Below are 15231 nucleotides of genomic sequence, written 5' to 3' on the forward strand. Positions count from 1 at the left end.
TTTTATTTTCACTAATATTGAGCCCCGAAAGGCAAATTAACAACATAGCCCCTAATTTTTAATTGATTGAAGGAATATGAAAAGTATTGGTGTTTTTACATCAGGAGGTGATGCGCCCGGTATGAATGCGTGTATACGCTCCGTGGTGCGAACAGGGCTATCTTTGGGTCTGGACGTATATGGTATCAAATACGGTTACAATGGCATGATCGATGGGGACATCTACAAGATGAAGTCCTATTCGGTATCCAATATTGTACAGCGTGGAGGTACTATACTCAAGTCGGCCCGTTCGAAAGAGTTTATGACCAAAGAAGGCAGAGCCAAAGCCTACGAGCAGCTCACCAAGCGTGGAATCGAAGGCCTGGTGGCTATCGGTGGTGATGGTACCTTCACAGGTGCTAATATCTTCCATGAAGAGTTTGGTATTCCTATCGTAGGAGCGCCTGGCACGATCGACAATGACCTCTACGGGTCAGACTATACCATTGGTTTTGATACTGCGGTAAACACTGCCCTCGATGCAATCGACAAGATACGTGACACAGCCAACTCCCATGACAGGGTGTTTTTCATCGAAGTGATGGGTAGACACTCTGGCTATATCGCTATACAAAGTGGTATAGGTGGAGGTGCTGAACTCGTGGTAGTACCTGAAACTTCCATCACGATGGAAGACGTGATCAACACACTCAAAGAAGGACGTGACAAACAGAAGACGTCATCTATCGTAGTAGTGGCTGAAGGTGGAGACCAGGGCGATGCACACCAGATCGCTTCTCATGTAATCAAAGAGCTACCCGACCTGGACATTAGAGTGTCTACACTCGGGCACATCCAGCGTGGCGGCTCCCCTACCTCTTACGACAGGATTCTTTCTTCTCGCCTGGGAATGGCTGCGGTGGAAGGACTCATCAACGGTGAGAAAAACGTAATGGTAGGTGTGATCAACGACAAAATCACTTACACAAGCTTTAAACTGGCTATATCAAAAGCCAAACCTATCAACCAGGAGCTCATGCGCCTGGTAGAGATACTAAGCATCTAATAGCTCAGATACACTCCGGATGACTTCTTGGAAGTCATCCGGTTTTACCCATTTGATTTCCTCATCTCTCCGAAACCACGTCATCTGACGTTTAGCATATCTTCTGCTATTGCGTTTGAGCAAACGAATAGCTTCTTCTTTATCGTAAGCACCTTCCAGATACCTGAAAATCTCCGTATAGCCCACGGTCTGCAATGCATTATGATCCTTATACGGCATGAGATCCATTGCTTCTTTAAACAATCCCTGAGCAATCATCTGATCCATACGCTGGTTGATCCGATCAAAAAGGACTTCCCGATCCATGGTAAGTCCTACTTTCACATTGGTAAATGGCCGCTTAGGCTTATCCGCGTCCTCTCCTTTGCGGAAAGCAGAAAAAGGCTTACCACTGCTCCTGATCACTTCCAGTGCCCGGATCACACGCTGATGGTTATGCCTGTCTACCTGATCATAATATATCGGATCCTCAGCTTCCAGCTCCTTCAACAAAGGATCCAAACCTTCTTTCTGAAACGTCGCGTTGAGCTGAGCACGAACATTCAGATCTACCTCAGGCATGTCGTCCAGCCCTTCCCAAAGTGCTTTGAAAAACAAGCCTGACCCACCCACGGCTATCACCACATCATATTTCTGAAAAAGTCTATCTAGCAAGAGCAAAGCATCTCGTTCGTACATCCCTACACTGTAGTGCTCCTGTATAGCATGCGAATTGATAAAATGATGCCTGGCAGCTGCCAGTTCGTCCGCATCAGGTTTGGCAGTACCTATCTCCATTTCCCGATAAAACTGACGTGAATCAGCAGAAATGATCTCCGTCTTGAAATGTTGGGCTAGCTGTATAGCAAATGCCGTTTTTCCTACAGCGGTAGGCCCCACCACCGAAAGCAATATCTTTGTTTTAGCGCTCATCACAGCCCCGAAAGTAGCATTATTTAGCTAATTTTATAAAGATGGATGTGGCAGAAAAAGACACAAAAAAATTACAGGCAGAAATAAAGCGGCTACAAGAGCAGCTCGACCAGGCGCAGCGTGACTACTATGGCCTGGTAGAAAAAACCAATCACCATCTCAAAGAGCTCTTTGACTCCTCCAACGACCTCATTCAGATTTTTAAGCCAAATGGCGAATTTCGATTTGTCAACGAAGCCTGGCGAAACAAACTCGGCTACCTCGAAGACGAAATATTCGACCTTAAATTCGTGGAGGTCGTTCACCCGGATCACCGCAAATCCACCCTCCAAAACCTACTCAAAATCACTGCGGGCAGTCGCCTGGAACGCTTCGAAACTGTACTCAAAACCAAGTATGGCAAGAATATCTATGTCATAGGCAAGCTCACTTGCGTATTTGAAAATGATGAGCCCACTGAGTTTAGGTGTGTGTTTTTCGACATTACAGAGCGCTTTCGTGCAGAACGCGCCCAAAGCCTCTACTACAAGATTGCCAACATCACGCTTTCGCAAAATAGCCTTGAAGACTTTTACGGACGAATCTATTCAGAACTTAACGAGATCCTGAAAGTAAGAAACTTCAGTGTGGCACTAAGTCAGGGAAAGTCTTATCACTACGCCTACTGGGTGAATGAGCATGAAAAAACTACAGGAGTCACACTCAAAAAAGATGTAGAGCAATTGCTGGCAGACTACACCTTTGAGCGTGGCAAACCCATGATCATCTTTGCTGATGGTATCGAAAAAATCGCCCATCAAAAACGTGTAAGACTACTAGACCCTCTACCCAATATCTGGCTGGGTGTACCCATTTATCTCGACCACAATCCCATTGGCGTGCTATCGGTATTTTCCTACCAGGACCAGTCTGCCTACAACCATAAGGATCTGGAGCTACTAGACTTTGTATCTGGTCAGGTCACCCTGGCAATGGAACGAAAGCTCAATGAAGAAAAAATCCAAAGCCAGGGAGCAAGGATCAATGCCATTTTTGAGAGCTCATCACACCAGATTTGGTCTCTGGATCGGGAGTATAAATTCACCTCCTTCAACCACAATTACGCAGATGCTTTTCAGGAATACTATGGGTTTGAACCCAAATTGGGACTTCAGCTCGCAGACATGCAGGGCAAACTCATTAGCAAAAGAGGAGTTGACTTTTGGAAGAAAAAATATGACCAGGCTTTTGAAGGTAAAACCGTCCATTTTCAGCACAGCATCAAACTAAATGGGGGTAAGAAAGTCTGGCGAGACATTTTTCTAAACCCTATCTACATGCCAGACGGCAGCATCCATGAGATCTCTGCGATAGCCAATGATGTAACCGAAAAAAAAGAAAGTGAAACGGCCCTTAAAGAAAGCGAAGAAAAATTCAGAAACATCTTCGAGTCTTTCCAGGACATATTCTTTCGGTGCAACTCCCGAGGCATGATCTCTTTAGTGAGCCCTTCTGTGAAGAGGGTATTGGGCTATGAACCGCAAGAGCTCATCGGAAGAAAAATTACGGACTTTTTCATTTCCAAATCCAATCTATCTGAGCTCTTCACCAACCTGCACACACACAATCAAGTTCAAAACTTTGAAGGCATCATCAAAACTCGCGAGGGTAAAAAAATAGAATTTCTAAGCAATGTAAGGCTGATCAAAAAACGTAAAAACAACTTTGAAATAGAAGGTGTAGCCCGTGATATTACCAAGCTCAAAGACACGAACCGGCAGCTTCGTGAAGCCAAAGAGCTGGCAGAACGCTCCCTACAAATAAAGGAACGCTTCCTGGCAAACATGAGTCACGAAATCCGAACCCCAATGAATGGGATCATCGGCATGATAGACCTGATAGGTACCACGCCACTCGATAGCGAACAATCCGAATACATCCGAACCATCAAAAAGTCCTCAGACAGTCTCATGCACATATTGAATGACATTTTGGATTTATCCAAAATTGAGGCTGGGAAGATGACGCTTCGCAAAGCTCCGGTGAGAGTAATGGATACGTTCGAAAAAGTGTATGACCTCTACTCTCAGCAAGCACATTTGAGCAAAAATTCACTCTACTATTACGTAGACGAAAGGGTGCCTGAGTACATACTGGCCGACGAAACCAGACTCATACAGGTGCTATCTAACCTCACGTCCAATGCCATTAAGTTTTCGCCACAAAAAGGCACCATCAACCTGAGCATACGCCTGCTCAATAAAAAAAGTAAAAAGCACAAGTTTAAAGTGTCCATAAAGGACTCTGGAATTGGCATTTCAGCCCAGGATATCGATAAACTATTTCAGAGTTTTAGCCAAATAGACAGCTCTAGCAGCAAAAACTACGCAGGTACCGGGCTAGGCCTGGCTATCAGTAAAGAGCTGGTCAAATCAATGGGTGGAAAAATAGGAGTAGCTTCTACACCTGGATTTGGGAGCACCTTTTGGTTTACATTTGAAGCCGATGCTGTCAACCCCTCTGACCTTCCCGCCTCCAAGGAAGACCCTGTTTTCATCAAACAGTTTACAGACTCAAACCCCAACATACTACTTGTAGATGACAACCATATAAACCGAGACGTGGCGAGCAGCATTCTAACAAAATCCGGATGTACAGTGACCGAAGCAGCAAGTGGTAATGAGGCTATCAAAAAAGTAAAAAAACAGCGTTTCGATTTGATCTTTATGGACATCCAGATGCCCGACATGGACGGTGTAGTAGCCACCCAAAAAATAAAAGCTCTGGGACTGAAACACCTTCCCCCGATAATTGCCATGACAGCCTACTCTATGGAAGAAGATCGTAGCAAGTTTATCAATCAAGGTCTGGACGACTACCTGGCCAAACCAATAAAAGCGAACATTTTAATTGAAAAAGTCAAATCTTGGTTGCATTTTGAACCTCAGACGGTGAGCTCCGAAGTATTTGAAGACTCTACCGAAGAACTCGTAATCAACCAAAACACACTCAACCACCTCTATAAATATGGAGGTAAAGAACTGATAGAAAGTGTGTTGATGGATTTTGACAAAGAAGCCACAGAGCAGGTGAACAACGCGGAAAATCACCTGAAAAATAAGGAATATGAAGCCATGCGCTCCGAACTACACACGCTCAAAGGCAACGCCGGTACACTTGGCGTAGAACGGCTGGCATCGGTAGTCAGGAAAATGGAAAAACAACTTAAAGAAAAAAATTACCACGACCTGGATGTGCAAATGGATTCATTAAAGACTTATTTAGCAGAATTTAAAGAAAGCTATCACAACTTCATCAACAGTTAAAAGACGATCATGTCCAAGAAAATATTAGTTGCCGAAGACAGTTCGGTCATTCAAAACCTTACCAAGAAAATACTGTCGCTGCAGAATTACGAAATAAGTGCCGTGAAAAACGGAAAACAGGTAATGGATAAGTTGAATAAAGAGGTGTTTGATCTGATACTGCTAGACATTCATATGCCTATCATGGATGGCATGGAATGTGCCCGGGCCATCAGACAAATGCCCGATGACAAAAACGGTAAAGTACCGATCATTGCCATCACTGGAAATGCCAACAACTACAGCATGGACGATTTTAAAGACGCAGGTATTGACGATTATATTCCGAAACCTTTAAATTACGACAGCCTGGTAGAAACAGTAAATGGATATTTGGTAGATGGAAATTAAATACACAAAACACTTTCTAAACCGCCTGGAAGATATTTTTTCTGAAACTGACTATATGCTCAGGTACGAGAAAGGCAACTTTCAGTCAGGATACTGCATCCTGAAAGACACGCGCATTGCGATTGTCAATAAATATTACTCTCTAGATGGCAAAATCAACAGCTTACTGGAAATACTCAAGCAAATAGACATTAACACCAAAGACCTCAGCGAAAAAAACAGGAAACTGTATCAAGAAATCAACCAAACTCAACTTTCATTTTGATTGTCACATTTTTAGGCACAGGTACTTCGCAAGGGGTACCAGTGATAGCTTGCGACTGTGAGGTATGTACCTCAGTAGACTATCGGGACAAACGCACCCGCACCTCCGTGCACATAGAAGTAGACGACCTCAGCCTGGTAATAGATACCGGTCCTGACTTCCGCACACAAATGCTTCGAGAGCGCATCAAAAAATTAGATGCCATCCTTTTTACCCATGCCCATAAAGATCACACTGCAGGGATGGATGACGTCCGCAGTTTCAACTTCAAGCAAAAAATGGATATGCCCGTTTATGCGACCAAACCCGTGATAGAGCAGCTCCAACAGGAATTTTCCTATGTATTTGCTGCCGACAAATACCCCGGAATCCCACGCATAGAAACGAACCCCATCGATAATTGCGCTTTCCAAATAAACGAAACGCTCATTACACCCATAGAGGTTATGCATCATAAGCTACCAGTCCTTGGGTTTCGTATCAATGACTTCACCTATATCACGGATGCCAATAATATCTCCGATGTAGAAAAAGCCAAAATAAAAGGATCTAAAGTCCTCGTGCTAAACGCTTTACAAAAAACAGACCACCTAAGCCACTTTACCCTGGATGAAGCAGTAGCTCTTGCTCAGGAACTAGAAGTAGAAAAAACATACCTAACGCATATAAGCCACAAAATGGGAAAACACCGGGTAGTTGAAAATGAAGTACCCGATAATGTAGAATTCGCTTTTGATGGATTGAAAATAACCCTCTAGCGGATCTCCAATTTTATATTGAGCTTTGCTCTATGTTTCACAACTACTTTTTTCTCAAACGCTTTGCCACTGAGCTAAATGACCACCTGGCAGGCCACAGCCTACTGGAATGTTTTTCGCAAAACAAGGATGAGCTCATTCTGGGATTTAGCAAAGATGCCAGGAGCCTTTACCTACGAGCTAATCTCGAGCCGTCCGTGGCTCTGATTGACATTTCGGAGGACTTCCATAGAGCAAAAAAAAATAGCATTGACCTTTTCGATTCCTTGTTGGACCAAAAAGTAACGGGTGTGTTCGTCTTCAATTATGAGCGGTCGATTGAGATTCAGTTTGGAGCAGCTTCCCTGATTTTTAAAATGCATGGCACCCGCTCCAATATTCTGCTAAGTGAAGAAGGCAAAGTCACACAGCTCTTCCGCAACAGCATGCCAGCAGATAAAGAAATTGTTCCCCTCGAACTCAATCAAATCCCCGACCTCAGCAAAGAAGCTTTTGAAGCAGCAGCTGGTGATCCGCAGCAATTCCTACCAGCACTAGGCAAAGAAGCAAAACAATGGCTCAAAAAGAAAAACTATGCGACCCTCACTCTAAACGAGCAGTGGGATCTGATGAATGAACTATTGGACACTCTGGAGAATAACTCCATCAGCATTTATGAAGACCAAAAAGGGCTTCCTTATTTGAGCTTGCTTGAAGAAAATGAGCAGGTGCTTTTGCGTATAGAAAGTGCTCTTGAAGCTGCTACATTCCTATTTAGGCAGTATACGAAATCCTACTACCTCGCTGCAGAAAAGCAGCGCAGACTACAGCCGCTACGCCAGGCGCTAAAAAAGACCAAAAGCTACCTCAACAAAACCAAAGCCAAACTGGAGCAGCTGAAAAACCAACGCAGCCACGAGGAGATAGCCAACATCATCATGGCCAACTTGCACCAAATCCCAAAAGGCCAAAAAGCAGTTACGCTACAGGATTTTTACACCAACGAAAACATAACGATAAAGCTCAACCCTGAACTGACCCCTCAAAAAAATGCTGAAAACCTCTACAGGAAATCCAAAAACCAACAGCTAGAGCTCAACCAGCTGGAGGAAAACCTGAAAGCGAGACAAAAAGAACAAGACAAAATAGAGCGGCATATCGCTGAGATAGAGGCTTCGGAAAGCGTCAAAGAACTCCGGAAAGAAATCCCAGCTGTTAAAACCAAAAAGAACGAAAAATTACTCCCCTATCACTTACACGAATATCAGGGGTATCAAATAATGGTGGGGAGAAACTCCCGCTCTAACGACGAGCTTTCCCTTAAGGTAGCCAACAAAAATGACCTCTGGCTCCATGCCAAAGATGTAGCCGGATCTCACGTGGTAATCCGCCATCAGGCAGGCAAAAACTTTCCCAAGCCCGTTATCGAGTTTGCAGCACGGCTTGCAGCAGGAGCCTCTAAGCGAAAAACTGACAGCCTATGCCCTGTTATCTACACACCCAAGAAATACCTTCGCAAGCGAAAAGGTGATCCCCCAGGAGCAGTGGTAGTAGAAAAAGAAGAAGTCATCATGGTGGAGCCGTGGAGATCCAATTCAACTTAACACGAAAAGAACAACGCATCAGCAAACTTTTATGAGGTTTTGAGACGTTATGATTGTTTAGTTTGAAAAAAGAAATGCACCGCCTCCTCATACTTCTCCTTCTTCCCCATCTACTTGTAGCTCAGCATTACCATACAAGTAGTGTTTTACAACAACGCCCCACCCCAAGCAGCTCATCCGCCACCGACCTCACCTACGTGTTTCTGGACCTAAACGCCACCAACACTTCCACTCAGTTAAGCGGAAGAGCTGAGCTTACTTTTCAGGTAAAAACGACCACCCAACAAATTGTATTAGAACTTACCAACGAACTATCCGTCAGCCAGGTATCTGTCAACAATTCACCCACGACCTACGCTCATTCTAACGACCTCTTGAGCATATCCTCACCCAGTGGGAATTTTGAACCAAGGAGTTATACCATAGCTGTGAGCTATTCGGGTAAGCCTACACCGGCCAACAACAATATCTTCTCTGGCATCAACAATGCCAGCTCTAATGCCTGGGGAAATCAAATCACCTGGACGCTAAGTGAGCCATTCAACGCCAAAATGTGGTGGCCAGCCAAGCAAGACCTCTCCGACAAAATTGATTCTGCCGATATACACATCACCATTCCCGGGCATTTGAAAGCAGGATCTAACGGGGTCCTTCAAAGCGTGGTAAACCTACCCAATAACAAAGTCAGGTATGAATGGTCTACCCGATACCCGATGGCCTACTACCTAATGGCTTTTGCCGTAGGTGCCTATGTAGAGTATAACAACTATGCCCATCCTGCGGATATGAAAGGCGACTCTATTCTCATCCAAAATTATCTGTATGACAACCCTGAAACGCTGCCTTATTATCGGGATCAACTTGACATGATTCCTCAAATGCTCGAACTCTTTAGCGAATTACTTGGACCCTACCCTTTTAGACAAGAAAAATATGGTCACATGATGGCACCATTTAGTGGCGGTATGGAGCATCAAACCATGAGCTCTATGGGCATTTTCACCTTCGGTCTAAATGCCCACGAACTCGGCCACCAGTGGTTTGGCAACCATGTAACCTGCGCTACCTGGAACGACATTTGGATCAATGAAGGCTTTGCTCGCTTTTGCGAATACCTGGCTGCAGAACGGTTGCTAGGAGCCTCCAGTGCCAAAGCCGCCATAGCAAATGACATGTTAGCAGTCATCAATCTAGATACTGGATCCATCTATATCCCAGACCATCACCCTTTGACAGACAAAAGGATATTCAATTTTAAGCTGACCTATGCGAAAGGGGGCCTTATGCTCAATATGATCAGACAAATCATACGCAATGACGAAGTGTTTTTCGAGACACTTCGTAAATTCTTATCTGCACACCAAAACGGTACTGCTACGGGCGAAGATTTTCGGCTTATACTGGAGGCAGAAAGCCAACGGGACTTTTCAGAGTTTTTTGAGCAGTGGTACTATGGCAATGGATATCCGATATTTAACATAGCATGGACCAAACTGCCCGGAAACACGATCAGCATCGCCATTGATCAAAGCACGTCACACCTGACCGAACTGTTTACTACTCCGCTAGAGTTTCACATTACGTTCAAAAGTGGGCAAACCAAGCGTATCTTACTTACACAGCAAACCAATAAGGAAACATTTCTCATAGCCGCCAAAGGTTCTGTAGAGCGGGTTACCTTTGACCCAAATGGCTGGCTCATTAAAAAAGTTGATCGGTTTGTGCAAACCGATGAAAATGGAAATGTAATCCTCAATAACCAACCTGATGAGCCTGCGCTATTTCCAAACCCGGTATCTGACTGGCTCTACATTTCGGCACCAGCCCAAAAACTCCGTCTCTCTAACAGTGCAGGTCAGCTGATTTTGGAGGCAAGCGATGTGAACGAGTTGAATGTGGCTGGCTTATCGCCGGGCTTGTATTTCGTAGAAGTAATACCACGGTCAGGCCACACGCAATTCCATCGGCTGATCAAGAACTGATTCAGTAAAGGCACCAGGTACAGGAAGTACCACCAGAAATGAAGTTCCAGCCCCTTGTTCACTTTCCACAAACACATTACCGTTGTGAGCTTCTACAAATTCGTTAGAAACATACAGTCCCAATCCAGTGCCTTTCTCGTTGTTCGTACCGTTTCGCACCGAATCTTTACCCAGATCAAAAAGTTTATTCTGAACATCTTCTGGCATACCGACACCTTCATCTTCCACCTTCATGTAAAAATGAGTTCCTTTTTGCCAGGCAGTAAGTTTCACTTCTCCACCTTCATGGCTAAACTTCACAGCATTGCTCATCAGATTGCGAATCACCGTACCCAGCATGTCATAATCGGCCTGCACTTGCAGGTCTTCAGGAACATCCACCTCAAACTTCACCCCTTTCTTAGCCGCAGTGGGTAGTAACAACAGCTGGCACTCGTTGACCAGGCGGCTAAACTCAAAGTCACTCTTATTTAATGAATCAACTTCTGTGTTCATCATAGACCATTTGAGCAAATTATCAAGGAGTGACAAATTACTGCGCGCTGCATCGTTAAGCGCCTTCAAAAATTGCCGTGTTTCTTCCTGACTGATTTTATTGCTTTCTACCAAACTCATAATGGTCAGGATAGACGATAGCGGGCCGCGCAAATCATGCCCAATGATCGAAAAGAGCTTATCTTTCATACCCACGAGTTTCTCCAGCTGCTTATTTTGCTTCTCCAACTCCTCTTTCTGATTCGCTACTTGTCTGTTGGTAGTGGCTAATACACTGTTTAGTTTCACAAATTTCACCAAACGTAGAATGGACACCACCACAAATAATACGAGCAAAACATACCAACCATATAGTAGCCAGCTGATGTAAGGGATTCCACTTGGCATATTGGCCGAAGGAGCTATCCCTATTTTAAAATTCATACCATAGAGCGTCAGTTCTTCATATGCAAATTCGGAGGACGCCATGCCCAGATGACCGTAGTACTGGCTGTCTTTTCTACTGTGAAATACTCTCGATCCATCATGAATTTGTTCCCGATCGAAATCAGTAGAATCATTCACCGCAAACCGGAATACGTAATTTTTCACTAACGGATTTTCATAGATTGGATTGATGAGTGTTTTAAAATCTACAATAGCAGCGATGTACCCTACAGATTGACCATGACGTACTATATTGAAATTTAGTGGAACACCTATCATGCCTTCCACTAGATTGATGGGCGTGAATAAGTGAAACTCCTCATCTTGCATTACCGCATCCAGTCGCGCTATTTCATCCTGATCCCTTATATCGCGTACAGAAGTTCCTATCAGATTACCCGGATCAGTTTGAGTTCGGCTAAACGAATACCTGAAAATGTGAGCAGTATCTACATAAGTAAGAATCAGAGAGTCGGAATAATTTAGGTCCTTGAGTTGATACTCCACAAACGACTGCAAATCATCCTGAGAAGGCATTGTCTCACTGTTGACCATATACGACCGTATGCCCGACATAAACATGGCAAACTGGTCTACTGAATTTTGGAAAGACCGTACAGCCTCCTGGTGTACCTTCGTTTGAGCTATGGCTGCTTTTTCACGCTGTGCCTCTTCCATGTAGTCGAGCACAAAAGGCAGGTAAAAAGTACCAAATAAGATGATAGCAGCTAGAAAAATGGTCTGAAGGCGCTGGCCGGGACTGAAAAACTTCATGATTCAAGTGTTGATCTTCGTTAAAGATCAGTAGTTCAGTAGTTTTCATCCGGCATATTAGGTGAGTAAGCAAAGAATATCGGTGAGTGAGCACCTTTTCCCTACATAACCGCTGCCATCAGACCACCCCCCTTCCCCAGAGACATAAGGGTTTCATAACATGCCTGTAAGAAGTTTAAAAGGAGAATACGGAGCCAAGAAGTCGTTTGATTTGTCTTGTAGTAGTAAACAACCAAACATCAAAGTCTTCAGCAAATGAAAAACAACAAAGACCTAAAATTAACTTCGTTCCTCCACTCTGCACTTCTGATCATGCTTTTAGGTGTAGTTGTGACAAATGCATGGGCTCAAGAGTCGTTTTTTCAGAAAGGAATATCCATCCGCAATTACGAGAAAAGCCACTACCACAAGATGGTAGGGTGGGATGATTCCGAATTCAAAGAATTTGCCTATTGGAAAGAAAATTCCCAGGGGGGCATTATGGAATTTATGAACTGGAGAGCCATATTTCCACCGGGGTATGACAGTACATCCGCAGACCAATATCCCATGATCATTTTGATGCATGGCGCAGGTGAATCTGGCAGAAAATGGACCGGATATTTTAACTACGAGCCCACAGACCCTGAGTATGACAACAATGGCCACCACCTGCTCTGGGGTGGGCGCAAGCACCGAAATGCGGTAAATAATGGGAAATTTCCCGGAATCGTGCTTTTTGCACAAAGCAGCTACAATGCGGCATGGGATTCAGATGAAAAACGTATGCTCGCCGGAATCATCGAGCACATGATCCAGCACTACCAGGTAAACCCCTACCGCATCAGTATGCACGGGCTGTCTAACGGAGCGAAAGGCACCTGGGACTTTGTAAACTACCGACCGGATCTGATTGCTGCCATATTGCCCATGTCAGGCATCGGAGCAGATCTGGAGTCCACTACGGAAACGCTGACGACTACTCCGGTTTGGCTGTTTCAGGGAGGTGAAGACACCAACCCCAGCCCGGGGGCCGCTGAGCAGTGGATCGAAACCCTCGAAGAAAAAGGTGGCAAACCCAAACTCACTATCTATCCAGACAATGGTCACAATACCTGGAATGAAGCGTACTACGAATCGGACTTTTTTCCATTTATGCGAAGGGCAGACAAACGTAACATTCACATTTTTGGAGACACTTCCAATTTGTATATCACCGAGCATGGAGAGGTAAAACTTGGTTTTTCTGCGGGTTTTTCAGCTTATCAATGGACCAAAGATGGTCAGGACCTTGAGGGTACCGATTCAAGGTACTACACCGTTATGGAGCCGGGCACCTATTCCGTCAAGTTCCAAGCTCAAACCACAGGACAGTGGGATGAATCATTTCCTGTAGAAATCGAAGCCTATAGCGGTGACCCTATCGTGCATATCCCAGACAACAACTTTAAAAGCCTGCTACTCAACGACACCTCGATAAACACCAATGGTGATGGGCAAATTCAGGTTAGTGAAGCAGAAAATTTTAACGGTCAGCTCAAGGCCAATTCCGCTGACATTCATGATTTAACGGGTATCGCTGCATTCAAAAACATCACGGACCTTCGGGTGCATTACAATAACCTCACCTCGCTGGATGTGAGCAGCAACAAGAAGTTACAACAACTTCATTGTCAGCACAATATGCTGGAATCACTAAATATCAGCCTGAATCCGGACATCACCAAGCTACGTTGTTTTGACAACCAGCTGACCGAGCTTAACATCAAAAATGGGAACAATGACCAGTTCGATCTTTTTCAGGCCAAAAACAATGCGCTCTCCTGCATTCAGGTGGACGATGCACCGGCCGCTGAGGCTCAGTGGAGTGATAATGTAGACCCGGACGTCACCTTCAGAACCCAGTGTGGACAGGCCATAGTCGCTATCCCAGATGCCAATTTCAAGCAAGCTTTGCTCAACGACCACTCTATAGACACCAATGAGGATGGAGAAATCCAATATGAGGAAGCAGAGCAATACTCCGGAGAGCTAGTGGTAGAAAACCAACAAATTGACGACCTTACCGGACTGGAGGCTTTTACAGAAATTACCAAACTGGACTTTAAAAACAATAACGTTTCCAGCCTCAATATTTCGTCCAACACCCAACTACGCGTGGTGATTGGTGCGGCCAATCAACTCTCCAGCGTGAACTTTGGTGACAACTCCAACCTACACACGGTGAAGCTCAACAGCAATACCCTCACCTCCCTGGAGCCAGGCGCATTACCAGTACTGGAAGTACTGGATATACAGTTTAATCAACTCACTGAACTCACTTTGAGTGAAAACACGCTCTTGGACACACTGTATTGCAACAACAACCAGTTAACCACACTGAATCTAAAAAATGGGCAAAATGAACATTTAGAGGCATTTGATGCATCCGCCAATGAACTCACCTGTATAGACGTGAGCAATGTATCGCACGCCGAAGAGAATTGGCAAAATCACGTAGACCCTGGTGTTTCCTTTAAATCTTTTTGTAACGGTGCAATTGTGAACATCCCAGATCAAAACTTTAAAGATGCGCTGCTGGCCATCTCGGAGCTCAACACCAATCAGGATAGTGAAATACAGGTATCAGAGGCCGAAGCATTCAGTGGGCAAATCAATGTCAATTCTGCGGATATCGCTGACCTTACCGGAATCGAGCATTTCACTGCGCTGACTGACCTACGGATACACAACAATCAGCTACAGACTCTGGACCTGAGCGCCAATACTGCACTAAAGCAGCTCCATTGCCAGAAAAACAGCTTGACTTCCCTGGACATTAGCGCAAATCCTAACATCAAAAAACTGCGCTGTTTTCAAAACAGCCTTAGTACCCTCAATGTCCAAAATGGCAACAATGAAAACTTCCACCTATTTCAAGCCACAGAAAACAACCTTTCCTGTGTACAGGTAGATGACGTGGCCTACGCTGAAAACAACTGGCAAGATGATGTAGATCAGGGAGTGGTTTTCGACACGGATTGCTCATCAGGGTCGACCAGTCGAATGGCCAAGAGCCAGCAAGCCCAACCTAAGGCGCTGGCTTATCCCAACCCATTCGACACCTACCTCACCATACGATTGGGAGAAACTCAAGAAAAAAGTGGACGGGTGACTGTTCGGGAAATGACCACAGGCAAGCTGGTGGCACCTAAAGTGTCGTCGAGTTCTTCAGGTCTTTTGAAGTTAGACTTTTCTGCTCACCCTCAGGGGCATTACCTCCTGGAAATTCAGGGACGAACTTACCGGGTGATTAAACAGTAGGTAGTGAATCA

10 protein-coding genes are annotated in these 15231 nt (G+C 44.8%); 8 read left to right on the forward strand and 2 right to left on the reverse strand.

The window, feature by feature from the left end; translation table 11 throughout:
* Nucleotides 1-76: 76 nt before the first annotated feature.
* The gene (pfkA, locus tag C7460_RS14915; RefSeq protein WP_115868916.1) at nucleotides 77-1048 is read left to right on the forward strand and encodes a 6-phosphofructokinase; all 972 of its coding nucleotides are present in this window, start codon (nucleotides 77-79) and stop codon (nucleotides 1046-1048) included.
* Here the strand turns inward: pfkA and miaA are convergent.
* Nucleotides 1037-1960, reverse strand: coding sequence for a tRNA (adenosine(37)-N6)-dimethylallyltransferase MiaA (gene miaA, locus C7460_RS14920; RefSeq protein WP_115868917.1), 924 nt, complete (start codon nucleotides 1958-1960; stop codon nucleotides 1037-1039). The genes pfkA and miaA overlap by 12 nt on opposite strands.
* 41 nt (nucleotides 1961-2001) lie before the next feature.
* Here miaA and C7460_RS14925 point away from each other — a divergent pair, with 41 nt between their 5' ends.
* The 6 genes from C7460_RS14925 to C7460_RS14950 all read left to right on the forward strand — a co-directional run bounded on the left by C7460_RS14925 (nucleotide 2002) and on the right by C7460_RS14950 (nucleotide 10243).
* Nucleotides 2002-5265 carry a PAS domain S-box protein gene (locus C7460_RS14925; RefSeq protein ID WP_115868918.1) on the forward strand — a complete coding sequence of 1088 codons (3264 nt, stop codon included), beginning with the start codon at nucleotides 2002-2004 and terminating at the stop codon, nucleotides 5263-5265.
* A 9-nt stretch (nucleotides 5266-5274) separates the two neighbouring features.
* Nucleotides 5275-5655, forward strand: coding sequence for a response regulator (locus tag C7460_RS14930; protein ID WP_185148304.1), 381 nt, complete (start codon nucleotides 5275-5277; stop codon nucleotides 5653-5655).
* Nucleotides 5645-5920 carry a hypothetical protein gene (locus C7460_RS14935; protein ID WP_115868920.1) on the forward strand — a complete coding sequence of 92 codons (276 nt, stop codon included), beginning with the start codon at nucleotides 5645-5647 and terminating at the stop codon, nucleotides 5918-5920. The genes C7460_RS14930 and C7460_RS14935 overlap by 11 nt, the downstream gene beginning before the upstream one ends.
* Nucleotides 5917-6678, forward strand: a complete 762-nt coding sequence (locus tag C7460_RS14940; protein WP_115868921.1) for an MBL fold metallo-hydrolase — start codon at nucleotides 5917-5919, stop codon at nucleotides 6676-6678. Before C7460_RS14935 ends, C7460_RS14940 begins: the two co-directional genes overlap by 4 nt.
* Nucleotides 6679-6710: 32 nt before the next feature.
* Nucleotides 6711-8261 (forward strand): NFACT RNA binding domain-containing protein, encoded by a 1551-nt coding sequence (locus tag C7460_RS14945; RefSeq protein WP_115868922.1) that lies wholly within the window; start codon nucleotides 6711-6713, stop codon nucleotides 8259-8261.
* 74 nt (nucleotides 8262-8335) lie between these two features.
* Nucleotides 8336-10243 carry a M1 family aminopeptidase gene (locus tag C7460_RS14950; protein WP_147302968.1) on the forward strand — a complete coding sequence of 636 codons (1908 nt, stop codon included), beginning with the start codon at nucleotides 8336-8338 and terminating at the stop codon, nucleotides 10241-10243.
* On the opposite strand, the gene C7460_RS14955 is transcribed toward C7460_RS14950, so the two are convergent.
* Nucleotides 10205-11938: a sensor histidine kinase gene (locus tag C7460_RS14955; RefSeq protein ID WP_115868924.1), complete on the reverse strand. Its 1734-nt coding sequence runs from the start codon at nucleotides 11936-11938 to the stop codon at nucleotides 10205-10207. The genes C7460_RS14950 and C7460_RS14955 overlap by 39 nt on opposite strands.
* A gap of 255 nt (nucleotides 11939-12193) precedes the next feature.
* On the opposite strand from C7460_RS14955, the gene C7460_RS14960 reads away from it, so the two are divergent.
* Nucleotides 12194-15220 carry a T9SS type A sorting domain-containing protein gene (locus C7460_RS14960; RefSeq protein ID WP_115868925.1) on the forward strand — a complete coding sequence of 1009 codons (3027 nt, stop codon included), beginning with the start codon at nucleotides 12194-12196 and terminating at the stop codon, nucleotides 15218-15220.
* Nucleotides 15221-15231 lie beyond the last annotated feature (11 nt).

Origin of the sequence: Marinoscillum furvescens DSM 4134, assembly GCF_003386095.1 — a bacterium.
In the GTDB taxonomy this organism is placed as follows: domain Bacteria; phylum Bacteroidota; class Bacteroidia; order Cytophagales; family Cyclobacteriaceae; genus Marinoscillum; species Marinoscillum furvescens.

Coding starts and splice junctions, on each gene's coding strand:
- C7460_RS14955 (WP_115868924.1), bottom strand. CDS start 11,938: ATGAAGTTTTTCAGTCCCGGCCAGCGCCTTCAGACCATTTTTCTAGCT.
- C7460_RS14930 (WP_185148304.1), top strand. CDS start 5,275: ATGTCCAAGAAAATATTAGTTGCCGAAGACAGTTCGGTCATTCAAAAC.
- C7460_RS14925 (WP_115868918.1), top strand. CDS start 2,002: ATGGATGTGGCAGAAAAAGACACAAAAAAATTACAGGCAGAAATAAAG.
- C7460_RS14960 (WP_115868925.1), top strand. CDS start 12,194: ATGAAAAACAACAAAGACCTAAAATTAACTTCGTTCCTCCACTCTGCA.
- pfkA (WP_115868916.1), top strand. CDS start 77: ATGAAAAGTATTGGTGTTTTTACATCAGGAGGTGATGCGCCCGGTATG.
- C7460_RS14935 (WP_115868920.1), top strand. CDS start 5,645: ATGGAAATTAAATACACAAAACACTTTCTAAACCGCCTGGAAGATATT.
- miaA (WP_115868917.1), bottom strand. CDS start 1,960: ATGAGCGCTAAAACAAAGATATTGCTTTCGGTGGTGGGGCCTACCGCT.
- C7460_RS14950 (WP_147302968.1), top strand. CDS start 8,336: ATGCACCGCCTCCTCATACTTCTCCTTCTTCCCCATCTACTTGTAGCT.
- C7460_RS14945 (WP_115868922.1), top strand. CDS start 6,711: ATGTTTCACAACTACTTTTTTCTCAAACGCTTTGCCACTGAGCTAAAT.